The following is a 17,661-nucleotide window of genomic DNA, read 5'->3' on the forward strand; positions in this document are numbered from 1 at the left end:
AGTGTTCTGAGCGGATGGGCGAATATAAACCCAAGGCAGCGCAAATCTCAATATATAAATATCTGTCCCATATATAGGGAACTGGCAGTTATGTATTAAACGCGCTCAGGTTCAGCTCACGCATTGCCCCCATCCAGATTGCGTAGTCGGTGTGGTCCTTGAGGTCGTCGCCGGTGTCCGGATGCAGGAATACCACCAGGCCATTGCGATGGATCACCAGCCAGGGCAGCACCACGCCGATGTATTCGACGTCGAACGTCAGCTGGCAGCTCCAGTCCGGGTGCGGGCCCACTGGCCGTTCGTGCAGGCGCCCCATGCGCAACGGGAACAGCGCCGCGGCGTCTTCGCACAACGTGCGGGCCTGCTCGAGGGTGCTGGCGTCGAAGTAGATATGGGCGTGATAGCCCTTGATGCGTTGCATGGCGGCCTCCATAGCGAATGTGCGCCAGATGCTAGACCGCAATCGAGGGCAGGGCCAGTCCGCTCAGCGATTGTGCGCTGCTGGCCTGTTCCGCCAGCAGCCAGTCGACAAATCGCTCCACCAGCTGCCCGCGTCGTTTGCGCTGGGGCTGCACCACGTAATAGCCGAAGCGCGAAATCACCGTGTCGCTGATCGGTCGGCACAGCCAGTTCTGTTCCAGCAGGTTATCCACCAGGTGTCGCCAGCCGATGGCCACGCCCTGACCGGCAATCGCCGCCTGGATCAGCAGGGTGTAGTTGTCGAAACGCAGCTGGCCGGGCGTGGGTGCCGCGGCAATCCCCAGCTCGCGGAACACGCCACCCCAGTTGAACCACTGGCTGTTGGTCTCCTGGCGCAAGTGCAGCAGCGGGTGCTCGGGCAAGGTCTGCACGGTCAGTGGCCGCGTCTGATCCTTGAGCCACTGCGGGCTGCACACCGGGAATACTTCCTCGTTGAACAGCCACAGGCTGTCGCCCTGCTTGAAGCGGCCGTCGCCAAACAGCACGGCCACGTCGATATCACTGCGCAGGCTGGCGTGGTTGCGCTCGCTGGTCACCAGGCTCACGTCCACCTGCGGGCAGGCCTCGTGAAAGCGGTGCAGGCGCGGCATCAGCCAGTAGGCGGCGAAGGCAAAGTCGGTGGCCACCTGCAGCACTTCGTGCTGGTCCTGCTGGGTGATCGCGCTGAGGCCCTGATTGATGCACTGCAGGCCGCCCTGTACATGCTCGAACAACAGCGCGCCGGCATCGGTCAGTTCAATGCCGCGATAGATGCGATCAAACAGGCGGATCGCCAGTTGTTCTTCGAGGCGCTTGATCTGCTGGCTGATCGCCGGTTGGGTGGCGCCCAGTTCCATCGCCGCTGCCGTAAAACTGCGGTGGCGCGCTGCGGCTTCGAAGGCGCGCAGCAGGTCGAGGGACAAGTCGCCGAGGGCTTCATACATAAGTTGTGCTTATCCTAGACATTGCTTTTCATGGGCTTTACCCCGTTTTTCATGGGCTGCATGCTCAATGGCATAAACACCGCCTATGGAATGCCGATAGATCATGAAGCGCAAGAACATTCTTTTCATCATGGCCGATCAAATGGCCGCGCCGATGCTGCCGCTCTACGGACCTTCCCCGATCAAGTTGCCCCACCTGAGCCGTCTCGCCGCCCAGGGCGTGGTGTTCGACGCCGCCTATTGCAACAGCCCGCTATGCGCACCGTCGCGCTTCACGCTGGTCAGCGGCCAGTTGCCGAGCAAGATCGGCGCCTACGACAACGCGGCGGACTTTCCCGCCGATGTGCCGACCTACGCCCACTACCTGCGCCGCCTGGGCTACCGCACCGCGCTGTCGGGCAAGATGCACTTTTGCGGCCCCGACCAGTTGCACGGTTTTGAAGAGCGCCTGACCAGCGACATCTACCCCGCCGACTACGGTTGGGCGGTGAACTGGGACGAACCGGATGTGCGCCCCAGCTGGTTTCACAACATGTCGTCGGTGCTGCAGGCCGGGCCTTGCGTGCGCACCAACCAGCTGGATTTCGACGAAGAAGTGGTGTTCAAGGCCCAGCAGTATTTGTTCGATCACATTCGCGAGGACGGCGACCGGCCGTTCTGCCTGACCGTGTCGATGACTCACCCCCACGACCCGTACACCATTCCCAAACCGTTCTGGGACCTCTACGACGACAGCGACATCCCGCTGCCCGTGACGCCTGCGCAGAATGACCTCGACCCGCATTCCCAGCGCCTGCTCAAGGTGTATGACCTGTGGGACAAGCCGCTACCGGTCGACAAGATCCGCGATGCGCGCCGCGCCTATTTCGGCGCCTGCAGCTACATCGACAGCAACGTCGGCAAGCTTCTGCAGACCCTGGAAGACACCGGCCTGGCGGACGACACCCTCATCATCTTCTCCGGCGATCACGGCGACATGCTCGGCGAGCGCGGCCTCTGGTACAAAATGCACTGGTTTGAAATGGCCGCTCGCGTGCCGCTGCTGGTGAGTGCGCCGGGGCAGTTCGCGGCCGGCCGCGTCACCTCGGCCGTGTCCACCGCCGACCTGCTGCCGACCCTGGTGGAACTGGCCGGCGGCGAGCTCGACCCGCGTCTGCCGCTGGATGGCCGCTCGCTGGTGCCGCATTTGCAAGGCAAGGGCGGGCACGACGAGGTGTTTGGCGAATACATGGCCGAAGGCACTATCAGCCCCTTGATGATGATTCGCCGGGGCGCCTGGAAATTCATCTACAGCGAAGACGACCCGTGTCTGCTGTTCAATGTGCACAACGACCCGCACGAGCGGGAAGACCTTGCCCAGTCACCGGAACACCGGCCGCTGTTCGAGGCGTTTTTGACAGAGGCGCGGGCCAAATGGGACATCCCGGCGATCCACCAGCAGGTGCTCGCCAGCCAACGCCGTCGCCGCCTGGTGTTCGAGGCACTGACCCAGGGCAAGCTCAAGAGCTGGGACCACCAGCCGCTGGTGGATGCCAGCCAGCAATACATGCGCAACCACATCGACCTCGACGACCTGGAGCGCAAGGCACGTTATCCACAACCCTGCCAGAACCAATAAACAGACAGAGGGAAGGTCATGCAAAAGTTGACGGTGATACTGGGCATTCTGGCGCTGGCCAGTGCCAATGCGCACGCGCAAGCAGGCTGTGAAACGGTGAAGATGGCGGATCCTGGCTGGAGCGACATTGCCGCGACCAACGCCATTACCGGTTTTTTGCTGACGGGCATGGGCTATAAACCCAAGGTCGATACCCTGGCGGTGCCGATTACCTTCGGCGGGCTCAAGGATGGCAAGGTGGATGTGTTCCTCGGCAACTGGATGCCGGCGCAGCAAGGCTTCTATGACAAGTTCGTGGCCAATGGCGATGTGGTGCAACTGGCGAAAAACCTCGACGGCACCGAGTTCACCCTGGCCGTGCCGGATTATGTCTGGGACGCGGGCGTGCATGATTTTGCCGACCTGAACAAGTTCGCCGACAAGTTCGACAAGAAGATTTACGGCATCGGCTCCGGCGCACCGGCGAATATCTCGCTGCAGGAAATCATCAAGAAAAACGACTTCGACCTGGGCCAGTGGAAGCTGATTGAATCGAGCGAACAGGCGATGCTCGCCGAAGTGTCGCGGGCGGTGAAGAAGCAGCGCTTCGTCACCTTCCTTGGCTGGACGCCGCACCCGATGAACGTGCAATTGAAGATGCATTACCTCAAGGGCGGCGAGCAATACTTTGGCGACACCGGCAGCGTGTACACCCTGACCCGCAAGGGCTACGCGCAGTCGTGCCCGAACGTGGGCAAACTGCTGACCAACCTGAGTTTTACCCAGGACATGGAGAACAGCATCATGGCGCAGGTGGCCAACGACAAGGTCAGCAACGCCGATGCCGCGAAGGCGTGGATCAAGGCCAACCCGGCGGTACTGGACAAATGGCTTGATGGGGTGAAGACCGTGGACGGCAAGGACGCGCTGGCGGCAGTAAAAGCCCAGCTCTGAAGCGCCACCGCTGCCCCCTTTGTGGGAATGGGCTTGTGTAGGAGCTGGCTTGCCTGCGATGGCATCGCCTCGGTGTTACTGAAATACCGAGTTGCCTGCATCGCAGGCAAGCCAGCTCCCACATAACCCCTCCCACACGGGTCAGTGGGTGCTGATAATCTTGAGTCAAACCTTTCAAGCCGAGTTACAGATGCCCCGGCCTACTCGTTACACACTCTTTCCCTTCCTCGCCTGGCTGCCACATCAAACCCGCGCCAGCGTTGGACGCGACGCGCTGGTCGGTCTGAGCGGCGCGGTACTCGCCCTGCCACAGTCGATTGCCTACGCGCTGATTGCCGGCCTTCCCCCCGAATACGGCCTGTATGCAGCGATCCTCCCGGTGCTGATCGCCTGCCTGTGGGGTTCGTCCTGGCACCTGATCTGCGGGCCCACGGCGGCGATTTCCATCGTGCTCTACGCCAGCGTCAGCCCTTTGGCCGTACCGGGCTCCCGGGACTACATCAGCTTGATCCTGCTGCTGACATGCCTGGCCGGCGTGTTCCAGTGGTTGCTCGGCCTGCTGCGCTTCGGTGCGCTGGTGAATTTCGTCTCGCACTCCGTGGTACTCGGTTTCACCCTCGGCGCTGCTGTGGTCATCGCATTGGGGCAGTTGCCCAACCTGCTGGGGCTTGAGTTGCCGAGCCAGACCACCGCCCTCAACAGCCTGCTGGCACTGATCGAACATCGCGGCGAGTGGGACCACGCCTCGCTCATCCTGGGCCTCAGTACGTTGCTGCTGGGCGCGCTCCTCAAGTACCGGGTGCCGCGCTGGCCAACGCTGTTGATCGCCCTGACCCTGAGCAGCCTGGCCGCATGGCTGTGGCCGGCGATGTTCGGGCAGGTGGCGCGGGTGAGTGGGTTTATCGGCAAGCTGCCGCCATTCAGCCCGTTGCCGCTGGACCTGGACGTGATCCTGCGCCTGCTGCCCAGCGCCGTGGCGGTGGGCATGCTGGGGCTGGTGACGAGCCTGTCGATTGCGCGCGCCTTGTCGGCGCGCTCGCAGCAATTGCTTGATGCCAACCAGGACGTTCGTGCGCAGGGCTTATCCAATATGGTCGGCGGATTTTTCTCCGGCTATTTGTCAGCCGGCTCCTTCACGCGTTCGGGCCTCAACCTTGAAGCAGGCGCCTGCTCGCCACTGGCCGGGATGTTCTCGGCGCTGTGGGTGGCGTTGTTTGCGTTGTTTGGCGCAGCGCTGATCGCCCGGATCCCGATCCCGAGCATGGCGGCGAGCATTCTGCTGATTTGCTGGGGCCTGGTGGACCGACGCGCCATTGGCGCCTTGTTCCGGGTCAGTCGCGCGGAGTTCGTGGTGATGAGCCTGACGCTGCTGGCGACCTTGCTGTTGGAGTTGCAGACGGCGATTTACGCAGGGGTGCTGGCTTCGCTGTTTTTCTACCTCAAGCGCACGTCGCAACCCAGCGTCCAGCATTGGCGCGACGGTGAAGAGGATGTGCTGCGGGTGGGCGGATCGATCTTTTTTGGCGCCAGCCATTACCTGCAGGTGCGCCTGCAACGACTCGCGGGCAAGCGGGTGGTGATCGAGGCGCAGCAGATCAATTTCATCGACTATTCGGGGGTGGAGATGCTGCACCAGGAAGCACGGCGGTTGCAGGGCTTGGGGCGTAGCCTGACCTTGCGCCAGGCTCGGCCACAGGTGGTAGAGGAGCTGAAAAAACTGGAAGGCGCCGACCGTTGCCCCATCCATTTCGAAGGCTGAGCCCCTCCACAATTGGAGGGGTGTCAGGCCAACTGTCGGCGCAGTTCAGCCAGCACCGGCGCCGAATCCGGGCGCACACCGCGCCAAAGGAAGAACGCTTCGGCCGCTTGCTCAACCAGCATCCCCAGGCCATCCATCGCAACCGCCGCGCGGTGTTCAGTGGCCCAACGACAGAACGCGGTAGGCTGCTGGGCATACATCATGTCGTAGCAAAAGGTCCTGCCCGGCTCGATCAGGCTTCCCGCAATCGGCGGTACATCGCCTGACAAGCTGGCCGAGGTGGCGTTGATGATCACGTCCACCGGCTCTCGCAGCCAGTCGAAACCGCTGGCCGACACCGGGCCCAGGTCGTCGAACAGCTCGGCGAGCGATTCGGCTTTTTCCACGGTGCGGTTGGCGATGATCAGCGAGGCCGGTCGCTCGGCCAGCAACGGCTCCAACGCACCCCGCACCGCGCCACCGGCGCCCAGCAGGAGGATGCGCTTGCCTTGAAGCGTCAGCCCGGCGTTGACCGTCAGGTCGCGCACCAGGCCGGCGCCATCGGTGTTGTCGCCCAGCAAAGTGCCATCGCCCAGTTGGCTCAGGGTGTTCACCGCGCCGGCGCGCCGGGCGCGTTCGGTCAGGCTGCTGGCCAGGCGAAATGCCTCTTCCTTGAACGGCACGGTGACATTGGCGCCCCGGCCCTGCTGAAAGAACTCACGGGCACAACCGGCGAAATCCTCCAGCGGCGCAAGCAACGTGCTGTAGTCCAGTTGCTCGCCGGTTTGCTCGGCGAACATCCGGTGAATCAACGGCGACTTGCTGTGGCCGATGGGGTTGCCGAACACCACGTAACGGTCCATCACAGGGCTGCCTTGGGCGGCGTAATGCCCAGCCAGTCACGGTCCTGCAGAAAGTAGTCGGTGAGGCGCGCTTCTTCGCTGCCGGCTTCGGCCTTCCAGTCGTAGCTCCAGCGCACTTGCGGCGGCAACGACATCAGGATCGACTCGGTACGCCCGCCTGATTGCAGGCCGAACAGGGTGCCACGGTCGTAGACCAGGTTGAATTCGACATAGCGGCCCCGGCGGAACTCCTGGAATTGGCGCTGCTGCTCGGTGTACGCCATGGCCTTGCGGCGCTGCAGGATCGGCAGGTAGGCGTCGATGTAGGCGTTGCCGATGGCCTGCATGAACGCAAAGCAGGTGTCGAAATCCCACTCGTTCAAGTCATCGAAGAACAGCCCGCCGATGCCGCGCGGCTCATTACGGTGCTTGATGTGGAAGTAGGTGTCGCACCAGGCCTTGTAACGCGGGTACACGTCGGGGCCGAACCGCGCGCAGGCCTCCTCGGCCACGCGGTGCCAGTGGATGCAGTCTTCCTCAACACCGTAGTAGGGCGTGAGGTCGAAGCCGCCACCGAACCACCACACCGGCTCTTCGCCTTCTTTTTCAGCGATGAAAAAGCGCACGTTGGCGTGGGACGTCGGCACATGCGGGTTGTGCGGGTGGATCACCAGCGACACCCCCAGCGCCTCGAAACCGCGACCGGCAAGCTCCGGGCGATGGGCACTGGCGGAGGGCGGCAAACCGCTGCCGAATACGTGGGAAAAGTTGACGCCGCCTTTTTCGATCACCGTACCGTTCTCGATCACACGGGTGCGCCCACCGCCGCCGGCAGGGCGGGTCCAGGCGTCTTCGATAAAGCGAGTATCCGTCTCGAAAGCTTCCAGGGCGCTGCAGATGCGGTCTTGCAGGTCGAGCAGGTAGGCTTTGACAGCCTCGGTGCGGGTAGTCATGAGATCACCTTGAATCGGGCAAAGCTGCGCGAGGCCATGGGGCGTCGGCGGCAAATGGGCGCACAGGATAACACCGCACCCGCTGCCGCCGCAGTTGACGAAGATCACGCTTAGGAGTCCGATAGGAGGCTACGCGAATTCGAACTTGAGGAGATGTGCAGATGGCCAAACGTATCCAGTTCAGCGCCCATGGCGGCCCCGACGTGCTCGAGTATGTGGACTACACGCCCGCAGAGCCCGGCCCACAACAGGTACGGGTGCGCAACGAGGCCATCGGCCTGAACTTCATCGACACCTATTTCCGAAGCGGCCTCTACGCCCCGCCGGCCCTGCCATCGGGCCTGGGAGCAGAAGGCGCGGGCGTGGTCGATGCGGTGGGCAGCGAAGTCAGCCAATTCAAGGTGGGCGACCGCGTGGCCTACGGCAGCGGTCCGCTCGGCGCCTACAGCCAATTGCATGTGCTGCCGGCCGCCAACCTGGTGCACCTGCCGGGCGATATCAGCTTCGAACAGGCGGCCGGCGCGATGCTCAAGGGCCTCACCGTGCAATACCTGTTGCGCCAGACCTACGAGGTGAAGGCAGGCGAAACCATCCTGTTCCACGCCGCCGCTGGTGGCGTGGGCTCCCTGGCCTGCCAGTGGGCCAAGGCCCTGGGCGTGAAGTTGATCGGCACCGTCAGCTCGCCGGAAAAAGCCGCGCTGGCCAAATCCCTCGGCGCCTGGGAAACCATTGACTACAGCAAGGAAAACGTCGCACAGCGTGTGCTGGAATTGACCGACGGCAAAAAGGTGCCGGTGGTGTACGACGGCGTGGGCAAGGATACCTGGCTGACGTCCCTGGACAGCGTGGCGCCACGGGGTCTGGTGGTGAGCTTCGGCAATGCGTCGGGTGCCGTGGACGGGGTGAACCTGGGGATTCTGTCGGCGAAGGGCTCGCTGTATGTCACCCGGCCAACGCTGGCGACCTACGCCGGCAACGCGAAGGACTTGCAGGTGATGGCCGATGACCTGTTTTCGATGATCAAGAGCGGCAAGGTGCGCATTGATATCAACCAGCGCTATTCGCTGGCGGAGGCGGCAAAGGCGCAGACGGAGTTGTCGGGACGGCGGACCACAGGGTCGACTATTTTGTTGCCCTGAGGACCTCATCGCGGGCAAGCCGCTCCCACAGGTTGACCGAGTTGGAATGCGATCAAGTGTGGGAGCGGGCTTGCCCGCGATAGGCACAACGCGGTCTCAGGAAGGCCGCACCACCTCACCCGTGACCAGGTTGCGAATCAGGCTCGGGTTCTTGCGCCCACCCAACGCGCCCCCCAGCACCCGATCCACCTGCCCACGGAAATACTGCTCCACGCGAATGCGCGAGCGGGCGGCCGGGCGGCCCTGGGGGTTGGCCGAGGTGGAAATCAAAGGCCCCACCAGCGAGCACAGGTCTCGTACCAGCGGGTGATCGGTGACCCGCAGCGCGACGGTGTCATGCACACCGGTCACCCATTCGGGCAACAAATCCTGATGAGGCACCAGCCAGGTGTTAGGCCCCGGCCATGTGCTGGCCATACGGTCGATCCAGTCCTGCGGGAAGTCTTCGAACAGAAAGTCGAACTGGCGAATCGTGTCCGCCACCAGAATCAGGCCCTTGTCCACCGAGCGGTTCTTGATCGCCAGCAGACGGTCCACCGCTTCTTCGTTCCACGGGTCACAGCCCAGGCCCCAGACGGCTTCGGTTGGATAGGCGATCACTGCGCCTGCGCGAATATCCCGTGCGGTTTCCAGCACACGCCACCTGTTGACCATTTGCTCACTCTCCAGACAAAAGCTCTGCGCAGTTTACCGATCTTCCCTACAAAACCCAGCTACAAAACCTTGTTATAAAACCCGGCAGCGCGCAAGCCAGCGCCCGCTTTCGCAGATCACCTGACCTTCGAGCTCCAGTTCCGTGAGGGTGGCGAGCACCTGGGACAACGGCCGCCCGCTGGCTATCGCCAAGGCCTCGCTGGTGTGGGGTGCGGCGTGCAGCAGCGCCACCAGCGGATGGGTGACCGGCAGGGGTGCAGGGCGTGACAAGGCCTGCCAACCGCGCAATGCTTCGAGGATATGTTCGATGGTCTCCACCAGCACCGCGCCATCGCGGATCAACTGGTGACAGCCCTTGGCCCCGGGATGATGGATGGACCCTGGAATCGCATACACCTCACGCCCTTGCTCGGCCGCCAGTTTCGCCGTGATCAGCGAACCGCTGGCCATGCTCGCTTCCACTACCAGCACCCCCAGCGACAGACCACTGATGATGCGATTGCGTCGCGGGAAGTTGCCGGCCTGGGGCGCAGCGTCCAGCGGAAACTCGGAAACCACGGCGCTGCCCTGGTCAATCATCGCTGCGGCGAGCCGTCGATGGCGCTGTGGATAAAGATTTTCCAGGCCGGTGCCGAGTACACCGATTGTCTGACCACCCACGTCCAACGCGGCCTGATGCGCAGCGCCATCAATGCCCAGGGCCAGGCCGCTGGTGATGACAAAACCGGCGCTCGCCAGGCTGCGGGAAAATGCGGCAGCGGTGTCCATGCCGGGACGCGAGGCACGCCGGCTGCCGACCATCGCCAGTTGTGGTTTTTCCAGGATCAGCGGGTCGCCGGCGACGAATAAAAGCGGTGGCGCGTTATCGATCTCGGCAAGCAGCGCGGGGTACTCGGGTTGGTCCCACATCAGTAAATGCTGGCCCGCACGCTCAAGCCAGGCCAATGCCACAGCGGCGCCCTCGCGAATTTCGGGGCTGCGCCGGGCGTCGGCACTGCTGGCCGGCAAGCCGAGTGAACGCCAGGCACTGGCCGGCGCACTGATGGCGCTGGAGGCCGATCCGAACGCTTCGATCAGCAAGCGAAAACGCTTCGGACCGAGTTCAGGCAACCTGTGCAGGCGCAGCCTTGCTTCCAGTTCTGACGGGGATATTTCGTGGTGGTTTGGCGCAAGCATAGGATCATCCTTGATCGGAACAAGTTGTGGATAACTCTGTTGGTAACTTATTTAGCAACCTACTCATTGTGTTTGGCGGCAGTCTCGAAACGGTCCTGTACCGCCAACGGTTGGGAGGCATTGAGCACCAGGCCGTAACTGAGTTTTTCGTAGGTGCGAAACACCAGCAGGGTGCCGGCGCGAGCATCAGGAAGTGTCACCAACGCGCCGGTGAGGGCGTCGCGCACGCGGGCGCCGGCTTTGATCACGTTGAGCAGCTGGCCTTCGGCCAAGCCATCCCGGCGCCCCTTGTTCAGCGTCACGGCGTCCAGTACGCCGATCTGGGTCACACCCTTGGGGACATCGATGATCGTGCCTTCGATGAAAGGCCCGGGTTGCGCAGCGTCCAGGCTATGCAGCGCAATGGGCGAGGGCGCACGGAACAGGCGGTCGCCGGGTCGTATCTCCTGAGTGACCCGCTGAACGGCAAGCGTGCTGAGGTCGCCGGCGGTGATGAAACGCGCAGTGCCGATGTCATCGGCGTTAACGCCCAACAACTCCTGGGTGCGAGGATCGGTGTAGGCCTTACCGCGTCGGAATATTCCGTAAATGGGCTGCGAAGGATCCAGGTTGCCCCTGGCATGCACGCGTTCATCGTTGGCACCCAGCACACGACCGGTGCCCGCCGCGATGATATAGGGCGCGTTGTCCAGGTCCTGGGGTGAGTCGAAAATGCGGTTGTGCAATAAAAACCGCTGGATGGCCTGTTGCGTGGTGTGATCCAGGCGTGGGCCTGGCGGGGGGATCAGGGCCGTGGCAAGCGGGGCCCAGAGCAGCAAGACGAGTAGCGATTTCCTCATGGGGTGAATCTCCTTTATTATGTGCGTTCGCGTGAAACGTCAGGGCCTTCGCGGCTTTCGAACGTTTCACACCGGCTGTCTGGGTCCATCCCACCGCCGATTTGCCTCTACCTCACATGTGCAGCAATTACGCTTATGGCTATTTTGAACATCCTCGAATTTCCCGACTCGCGCCTGCGCACGATCGCCAAGCCGGTGGCCGTAGTGGACGACAAGGTTCGTCAGTTGGTCGATGACATGTTTGAAACAATGTATGAAGCACCGGGCATCGGCCTCGCCGCGACCCAGGTCAATGTTCACCTGCGCGTGGTGGTCATGGACCTGTCGGAAGACCGCAGCGAACCGAAGGTGTACATCAACCCCGAGTTCGAGCCGCTCACCGACGAGATGGGCGAGTACCAGGAAGGCTGCCTGTCGGTGCCGGAGTTCTACGAGAGCGTCGAGCGCCCGCTGCGTGTGAAGATCAAGGCCCTGGACCGCGACGGCAAGCCCTTCGAACTGATTGCCGAAGGCCTGCTGGCGGTGTGCATCCAGCACGAATGCGACCACCTCAACGGCAAGCTGTTTGTCGACTATTTGTCCACGCTCAAGCGTGACCGGATCAAGAAGAAGCTGGAAAAAAAGCATCGCCAGCAAGCTTGATGCCCTCCTTCCAAAGGCTTGCTGCGGCAAGCCTTTTTCTTTTGTGACTGTTTTTAACCGAGACTTCCCATGACCGAGCCACTGCGCATTGTTTTTGCCGGTACACCCGAATTTGCCGCCGAACACTTGAAGGCGCTGCTTGCCAGCCCTCACGCGATCGTCGCGGTGTACACCCAGCCGGATCGCCCGGCCGGGCGCGGGCAAAAACTGATGCCGAGCCCGGTCAAGCAACTGGCGCTGGCGCACAACATTCCCGTGCTGCAACCGCCGACGTTGCGCAACGCCGAGGCCCAAGCCGAACTGGCCGCGCTCAAGCCCGACCTGCTGGTGGTCGTGGCGTACGGCTTGATCCTGCCGCAGGCGGTGCTGGATATCCCACGCCTGGGTTGCATCAACAGCCACGCGTCGCTGCTGCCACGCTGGCGCGGTGCCGCGCCGATCCAGCGCGCAATAGAAGCCGGTGACCGCGAGAGCGGCGTCACCGTGATGCACATGGAGGCAGGCCTGGACACCGGCCCGATGTTGCTCAAGGTCACCACGCCCATCACCGGCGAAGACACCGGCGGCAGCCTGCACGACCGCCTGGCCGAACTGGGCCCGCCCGCTGTGATCCAGGCCATCGCCCGCCTCGCCGACGGCACCCTGCCAGGCGAGGTGCAGGACGATAGCCTGGCCACCTACGCCCACAAACTGAACAAGGACGAAGCGCGCATCGACTGGAGCCGCCCGGCCGTGGAACTGGAGCGTCTGGTGCGTGCGTTCAATCCGTGGCCGATCTGCCACAGCACGTTGAACGGCGAAGCCTTGAAAGTGCTGGCGGCCACCCTGGCCGAAGGCGAGGGCGCGCCGGGTGAAATCATCGGTGCCAGCAAGGACGGTCTGGTGGTCGCGTGCGGTGAACAGGCGCTGTGTCTGAACCGTCTGCAACTGCCCGGTGGCAAGGCGCTGAATTTCAGCGATTTGTTCAACAGCCGTCGTGAGAAGTTTTCCCTGGGCACCCTCCTTGGGGTGGCCGCGCAATGAACCCACGTCTGGCCGCCGCCAAGGCCATGGCCGCCGTCCTCAACGGCAAGGCTTCGCTGAACAGTTCTCTGCCGCCCCAACTGGACAAGGTGGAAGACCGCGACCGCGGCTTCACCCAGGATCTGGCCTTTGGCACTGCCCGCTGGCAGCCGCGCTTGTCGGCGTTGGCGGCCAAACTGCTGCAAAAGCCGTTCAAGGGTGCCGATGCGGACGTGGAGGCGCTGTTGCTGGTGGGCCTTTATCAACTGCTGTACACCCGCGTGCCGGCCCACGCCGCCATCGGCGAAACCGTCGGTTGCGCCGACAAGCTGAAAAAACCCTGGGCCAAGGCGCTGCTCAACGCCGTGCTGCGCCGCGCCCAGCGTGAAAGCGAAACCCTGCTGGCCGAGCTTGAGCACGACCCGGTGGTGCGCACCGCCCACCCGCGCTGGCTGCAAAAATCCCTCAAGGCATTCTGGCCCGAGCATTGGGAAGCGATCTGCGCCGCCAACAATGCACACCCGCCGATGATCCTGCGGGTCAACCGTCGCCATCACGGCCGTGACGCCTATTTGCAACGGCTCACCGATGCCGGCATTGCAGCCGCCGCCTGTGTGTATAGCGTGCATGGCATCGTGCTCGAAGCGGCTGCCGATGTACGCAGCCTGCCGGGCTTTGCCGAAGGCTGGATCAGCGTGCAGGACGAAGCCGCGCAACTGGCCGCCGACCTGCTCGACCTCGCCCCCGGCCAACGCGTGCTGGACGCCTGTTGCGCGCCTGGCGGCAAGACCTGTCACATCCTCGAAGTCGAAAAGGATCTGGCCGGTGTCGTCGCGGTGGACCTTGAGGCCAAGCGCCTGGTGCGCGTACGGGAAAACCTTGCGCGCCTGGGCCTGAGCGCCGAGCTGATCGCGGCCGATGGCCGTGACACTGCCACCTGGTGGGACGGCAAGCCGTTCCAGCGCATTCTGCTCGACGCGCCGTGCTCGGCCACCGGTGTGATCCGCCGTCACCCGGATATCAAGCTCACCCGACAAGCTGACGACATCACCGCCCTGGCCGTGCTGCAAGGCCAATTACTCGACGCGCTGTGGCCGACCCTGGAAGTGGGCGGCATTCTGCTCTACGCCACATGCTCCACGTTGCCGACCGAAAACACCGAGGTCATCCAGGCCTTCCTCGCGCGCACCAGCGGTGCGCGCGAGCTGGACCTGGCCACCACGGCCGGCATCAAGCAGCCCCACGGCCGTCAACTGCTCGCGCAGGAAGGCGGACACGATGGCTTCTACTACGCCAAACTGATCAAGATCGCCGCCGCACGCGGCTGAACGGTTTTAAGGGAGTGAGCGGATGAAAATCATCATCCTCGGGGCAGGGCAGGTGGGTGGCAGCCTGGCCGAACATCTGGCCAGCGAAGCCAACGACATCACCGTGGTCGACACCGATGCCGAGCGCCTGCGCAACCTCGGCGACCGCCTGGACATTCGCACGGTGCAGGGGCGTGCGTCGTTTCCGACGGTGCTGCGCCAGGCCGGCGCCGACGATGCCGACATGCTGGTCGCCGTGACCAACAGCGACGAAACCAACATGGTCGCCTGCCAGGTCGCCCACACCCTGTTCCATACACCAACCAAGATCGCCCGCGTGCGCGAAGCGGCCTACCTGACCCGCGCCGGCCTGTTCGACAATGACGCGATTCCGGTGGACGTGCTGATCAGCCCGGAACAGGTGGTCACCCACTACATCAAGCGCCTGATCGAAATTCCGGGCGCCCTGCAGGTGATCGACTTCGCCGGAGGCAAGGCGCAGCTGGTAGCCGTGAAGGCCTACTACGGTGGGCCGCTGGTGGGCCAGCAACTGCGCCAGTTGCGCGAGCACATGCCCAATGTGGAAACCCGCGTGGCCGCGATTTTCCGTCGTGACCGACCGATTCTGCCCCAGGGCGACACGGTGATCGAGGCCGATGACGAGGTGTTTTTCATCGCGGCCAAGGCGAATATTCGTGCCGTGATGAGCGAAATGCGGCGGCTGGATGAGACCTACAAGCGCATCGTGATTGCCGGTGGCGGGCAGATTGGCGAGCGCCTGGCCGAGGCCATCGAAAGCCGCTATCAGGTCAAGATCATCGAGATGAGCCCTACACGCTGCCGGCATCTGTCCGACACCCTCGACAGCACCGTCGTGCTGCAAGGCAGCGCCTCGGATCGCGACCTGCTGATGGAAGAGAACATAGCCGATGCCGATATTTTCCTGGCGCTGACCAACGATGACGAGGCCAACATCATGTCCTCGCTGCTGGCCAAGCGACTGGGGGCAAAGAAGGTGATGACCATCATCAATAACCCTGCATATGTCGACCTGATTCAGGGCGGCGATATCGACATTGCGATCAGCCCGCAACTGGCGACCATCGGCACCTTGCTGGCCCATGTGCGACGTGGCGACATCGTCAGCGTGCACTCTCTGCGCCGAGGGGCGGCGGAGGCCATCGAGGCGATTGCCCACGGTGATTCGAAGTCGAGCAAGGTGATCGGCAAGGCCATCCGCGACATTGGCCTGCCCCCGGGCACCACCATTGGCGCGATCATTCGCGACGAGGAAGTGCTGATTGCCCACGATGACACGGTCATTGCCGCCGGTGACCACGTCATCCTTTTCCTTGTGGATAAAAAACATATCCGTGACGTGGAGAAGTTGTTCCACGTGGGATTGAGCTTTTTCTGATCGAACGGAGTGGGTGCGATGCTCGAATCCCTGGAAAAAATGCTGGCCAAGGGCGTGGATAATTCACTGCTGCGCTTTGGCTTGGGCAAGGGTTATCTGGATAGGAAGGACAACCCCAGAGCGGCCGAGCATCTGCACAAGTGCGTTGAGTTCGATCCGACGTATTCGGCGGCGTGGAAGTTGTTGGGCAAGGCCCATGCCGGCTTGGGTGATAGCGCCGCAGCACGGCTGGCGTGGGAGAGGGGCATCGAGGCGGCCCTGGCCCATGGCGACAAGCAGGCCGAAAAAGAGATGGCCGTGTTCCTGAAGAAACTCGACCGCCAGGCTTGATGCAGCCCTCTGTGGGAGCTGGCTTGCCTGCGATACGGGCGACTCGGTCTTTTCAGTGGCACCGAGGTGATGCTATCGCAGGCAAGCCTGCTCCCACATTTGATCTCCATTGGCCGGGAGATCAAGGCTGCATCAATACCAGCGCGCTTCGCCCGGCGGACGTTTCTTGAAGCGCTTCATGCTCCACATGTACTGGCTCGGGTAGGCGCCGACATAGCGCTCCACCACCTTGCTCATCGCCGCGCAGGACGTGGCGGTGTCGGTGCTGTACATGTCTTCGGGCGCCGCTTCCAGGATCACTTTGTAGCCCGAGCCATCCGGCAGGCGCAGGGCGTGCAGGAATACGCCTACCGCTTTGTGGCCGGCCAGCATGTTCGGCACGAACTTGCTGGTCAGCGCCTGGGTGGCGAAGAACGGCACGAAAATCCCGGCGGACTCGGCCGGTTCCGGGTCGGCGGGGATGCCGACCTGGCCGCCTTTGCGCACTTCCTTGATCACGCTGAGAATGCCTTCCTTGGTCGACGCCGCCACGCGGTTGCCCAGTTGCACGCGCTGTTTGCGCAGCAATTCATCCACAGCCTTGAGCTTGGGCGGACGGTAGAAAATGATCGGTTTGCACTGGCTGCAATAGAAGTGATTGAGCACTTCCCAGTTGCCCAGGTGGCTGGTGATGCCGACCACGCCTTTGCCCGACGCCAGCGCCTGATGCAGCACCTCCAGGCCCTCGACTTCACGCACCAGGTCGATGGAGCGCTGCGCCGGCCAGATCCAGGCGCAGGCGCTTTCGGTGAGGGACTTGCCGATGTCCATGAGGCTGCGGCCCACCAGGCGCTCACGCTCGGCAGGGTCCATGGCAGGGAAGCACTTGGCGAGGTTGATCCGCACCGTGTCGCGGGAGCGGTTCGGGGTTTTCCACATGATCCAGCCGATGGCCGTGCCGACAGCCTGGACAGCGCGCCAGGGCAGCAGGGCAAATACTCGCAGAGCGCCTACCAGCAAGGCGCCTTTAAACTTTTCCACAGGTCACTCCTGATCGTGTGTGGTGCGCAAAACCGGCATTCTAACCGGCGTTGGCCAGGTCCGCGTAACGGTCGCAGTCCACGGTGTGGTCCATGACCATGCCACTGGCCTGCATGAACGCGTAGCAGATGGTCGGCCCGACAAAGGTAAAACCGGCTTTCTTCAAGGCTTTGCTCATGGCTTCGGCCTCGGGCGTAATCGCCGGGACCTCACTGCGGTCCTTGAAATGATTGACCTTGGGCACGCCGCCAACGAACGACCACAACCACTGCACGGGGTCTTCCAGCGCCAGCCAGGCCGCGGCATTGCGCCGGGTGGCATTGAGCTTGAGACGGTTGCGCACAATGCCCGGGTCGAGCATCAGCGCGTCGATTTCGACATCGGTGAGCTGCGCCAAACGCGGCGCGTCAAAGCCGAACAACACCTTGCGGTAATGCTCGCGCTTGCGCAAAACGGTGATCCAGGAAAGACCGGCCTGGAACCCTTCGAGCAAAAGCAACTCGAACAAGCCCTGCGCATCGCGCAGCGGCGTTCCCCACTCTTGATCGTGATAAGCCATGTACAGCGGATCTTCAGAACACCAAAAGCAGCGTGGCATAAGGCTCCAGGGGATGGTGGCGCGGCCGAATCGGGTATACTCCCGCTCTT

18 protein-coding genes are annotated in these 17,661 nt (G+C 63.0%); 9 read left to right on the forward strand and 9 right to left on the reverse strand.

From position 1 onward, the window contains the following. Positions 1-88: 88 nt before the first annotated feature. Positions 89-421: a DOPA 4,5-dioxygenase family protein gene (locus tag TU75_RS21515; protein WP_003233643.1), complete on the reverse strand. Its 333-nt coding sequence runs from the start codon at positions 419-421 to the stop codon at positions 89-91. 31 nt (positions 422-452) lie between these two features. Further along, complete coding sequence (locus TU75_RS21520) at positions 453-1,403, reverse strand: choline sulfate utilization transcriptional regulator (protein ID WP_060550054.1); 951 nt, start codon at positions 1,401-1,403, stop codon at positions 453-455. Positions 1,404-1,506: 103 nt separating this feature from the next. Between TU75_RS21520 and betC the strand changes: the two genes are divergently transcribed. The 3 genes from betC (at position 1,507) to TU75_RS21535 (ending at position 5,713) form a co-directional block, all read left to right on the forward strand. After that, complete coding sequence (gene betC, locus TU75_RS21525) at positions 1,507-3,021, forward strand: choline-sulfatase (protein ID WP_060550055.1); 1,515 nt, start codon at positions 1,507-1,509, stop codon at positions 3,019-3,021. 18 nt (positions 3,022-3,039) lie between these two features. Next, on the forward strand, positions 3,040-3,954 hold the full coding sequence (gene choX, locus TU75_RS21530) for a choline ABC transporter substrate-binding protein (RefSeq protein WP_015373393.1): 915 nt from the start codon (positions 3,040-3,042) through the stop codon (positions 3,952-3,954). 190 nt (positions 3,955-4,144) lie between these two features. Continuing rightward, the gene (locus TU75_RS21535) at positions 4,145-5,713 is read left to right on the forward strand and encodes a SulP family inorganic anion transporter (protein WP_060550056.1); all 1,569 of its coding nucleotides are present in this window, start codon (positions 4,145-4,147) and stop codon (positions 5,711-5,713) included. A gap of 23 nt (positions 5,714-5,736) precedes the next feature. Here TU75_RS21535 and aroE read toward each other — a convergent pair whose 3' ends face one another. Both aroE and hemF read right to left on the reverse strand, forming a co-directional pair. Beyond that, complete coding sequence (gene aroE, locus TU75_RS21540) at positions 5,737-6,555, reverse strand: shikimate dehydrogenase (RefSeq protein WP_015373391.1); 819 nt, start codon at positions 6,553-6,555, stop codon at positions 5,737-5,739. Then, positions 6,555-7,487: an oxygen-dependent coproporphyrinogen oxidase gene (gene hemF / locus TU75_RS21545; protein ID WP_060550057.1), complete on the reverse strand. Its 933-nt coding sequence runs from the start codon at positions 7,485-7,487 to the stop codon at positions 6,555-6,557. Before hemF ends, aroE begins: the two co-directional genes overlap by 1 nt. 161 nt (positions 7,488-7,648) lie before the next feature. On the opposite strand from hemF, the gene TU75_RS21550 reads away from it, so the two are divergent. Beyond that, positions 7,649-8,626 (forward strand): NADPH:quinone reductase, encoded by a 978-nt coding sequence (locus tag TU75_RS21550; RefSeq protein WP_060550058.1) that lies wholly within the window; start codon positions 7,649-7,651, stop codon positions 8,624-8,626. Between the two features lie 96 nt (positions 8,627-8,722). On the opposite strand, the gene tsaC is transcribed toward TU75_RS21550, so the two are convergent. The 3 genes from tsaC to TU75_RS21565 all read right to left on the reverse strand — a co-directional run bounded on the left by tsaC (position 8,723) and on the right by TU75_RS21565 (position 11,295). Then, on the reverse strand, positions 8,723-9,280 hold the full coding sequence (gene tsaC / locus TU75_RS21555) for an L-threonylcarbamoyladenylate synthase type 1 TsaC (RefSeq protein ID WP_003233629.1): 558 nt from the start codon (positions 9,278-9,280) through the stop codon (positions 8,723-8,725). Positions 9,281-9,352: 72 nt separating this feature from the next. Then, positions 9,353-10,456 (reverse strand): DNA-processing protein DprA, encoded by a 1,104-nt coding sequence (gene dprA, locus TU75_RS21560; RefSeq protein WP_060550059.1) that lies wholly within the window; start codon positions 10,454-10,456, stop codon positions 9,353-9,355. Positions 10,457-10,515: 59 nt separating this feature from the next. Then, a complete protein-coding gene (locus TU75_RS21565) occupies positions 10,516-11,295 on the reverse strand; it encodes a hypothetical protein (RefSeq protein ID WP_060550060.1) in 780 nt (259 codons plus the stop codon). A 135-nt stretch (positions 11,296-11,430) separates the two neighbouring features. Here TU75_RS21565 and def point away from each other — a divergent pair, with 135 nt between their 5' ends. The 5 genes from def (at position 11,431) to TU75_RS21590 (ending at position 15,993) form a co-directional block, all read left to right on the forward strand. Further along, positions 11,431-11,937 carry a peptide deformylase gene (def, locus tag TU75_RS21570; protein ID WP_003233625.1) on the forward strand — a complete coding sequence of 169 codons (507 nt, stop codon included), beginning with the start codon at positions 11,431-11,433 and terminating at the stop codon, positions 11,935-11,937. Between the two features lie 69 nt (positions 11,938-12,006). Next, entirely contained in the window at positions 12,007-12,960 is a 954-nt protein-coding gene (fmt, locus tag TU75_RS21575; RefSeq protein WP_060550061.1) for a methionyl-tRNA formyltransferase, read from the forward strand. Next, the gene (gene rsmB / locus TU75_RS21580) at positions 12,957-14,267 is read left to right on the forward strand and encodes a 16S rRNA (cytosine(967)-C(5))-methyltransferase RsmB (protein WP_060550062.1); all 1,311 of its coding nucleotides are present in this window, start codon (positions 12,957-12,959) and stop codon (positions 14,265-14,267) included. The genes fmt and rsmB overlap by 4 nt, the downstream gene beginning before the upstream one ends. A gap of 22 nt (positions 14,268-14,289) precedes the next feature. Continuing rightward, positions 14,290-15,663, forward strand: coding sequence for a Trk system potassium transporter TrkA (trkA, locus tag TU75_RS21585; RefSeq protein WP_003233620.1), 1,374 nt, complete (start codon positions 14,290-14,292; stop codon positions 15,661-15,663). Positions 15,664-15,681: 18 nt separating this feature from the next. Beyond that, positions 15,682-15,993: a hypothetical protein gene (locus TU75_RS21590; protein WP_060550063.1), complete on the forward strand. Its 312-nt coding sequence runs from the start codon at positions 15,682-15,684 to the stop codon at positions 15,991-15,993. 132 nt (positions 15,994-16,125) lie between these two features. Here TU75_RS21590 and TU75_RS21595 read toward each other — a convergent pair whose 3' ends face one another. Both TU75_RS21595 and TU75_RS21600 read right to left on the reverse strand, forming a co-directional pair. Then, complete coding sequence (locus TU75_RS21595; protein ID WP_003233616.1) at positions 16,126-17,013, reverse strand: lysophospholipid acyltransferase; 888 nt, start codon at positions 17,011-17,013, stop codon at positions 16,126-16,128. A gap of 40 nt (positions 17,014-17,053) precedes the next feature. Further along, positions 17,054-17,611, reverse strand: coding sequence for a DNA-3-methyladenine glycosylase I (locus tag TU75_RS21600; protein ID WP_060550064.1), 558 nt, complete (start codon positions 17,609-17,611; stop codon positions 17,054-17,056). Between the last annotated feature and the right edge of the window lie 50 nt (positions 17,612-17,661).

Origin of the sequence: Pseudomonas poae (assembly GCF_001439785.1) — a bacterium.
Taxonomy (GTDB): Bacteria; Pseudomonadota; Gammaproteobacteria; order Pseudomonadales; family Pseudomonadaceae; genus Aquipseudomonas; species Aquipseudomonas poae.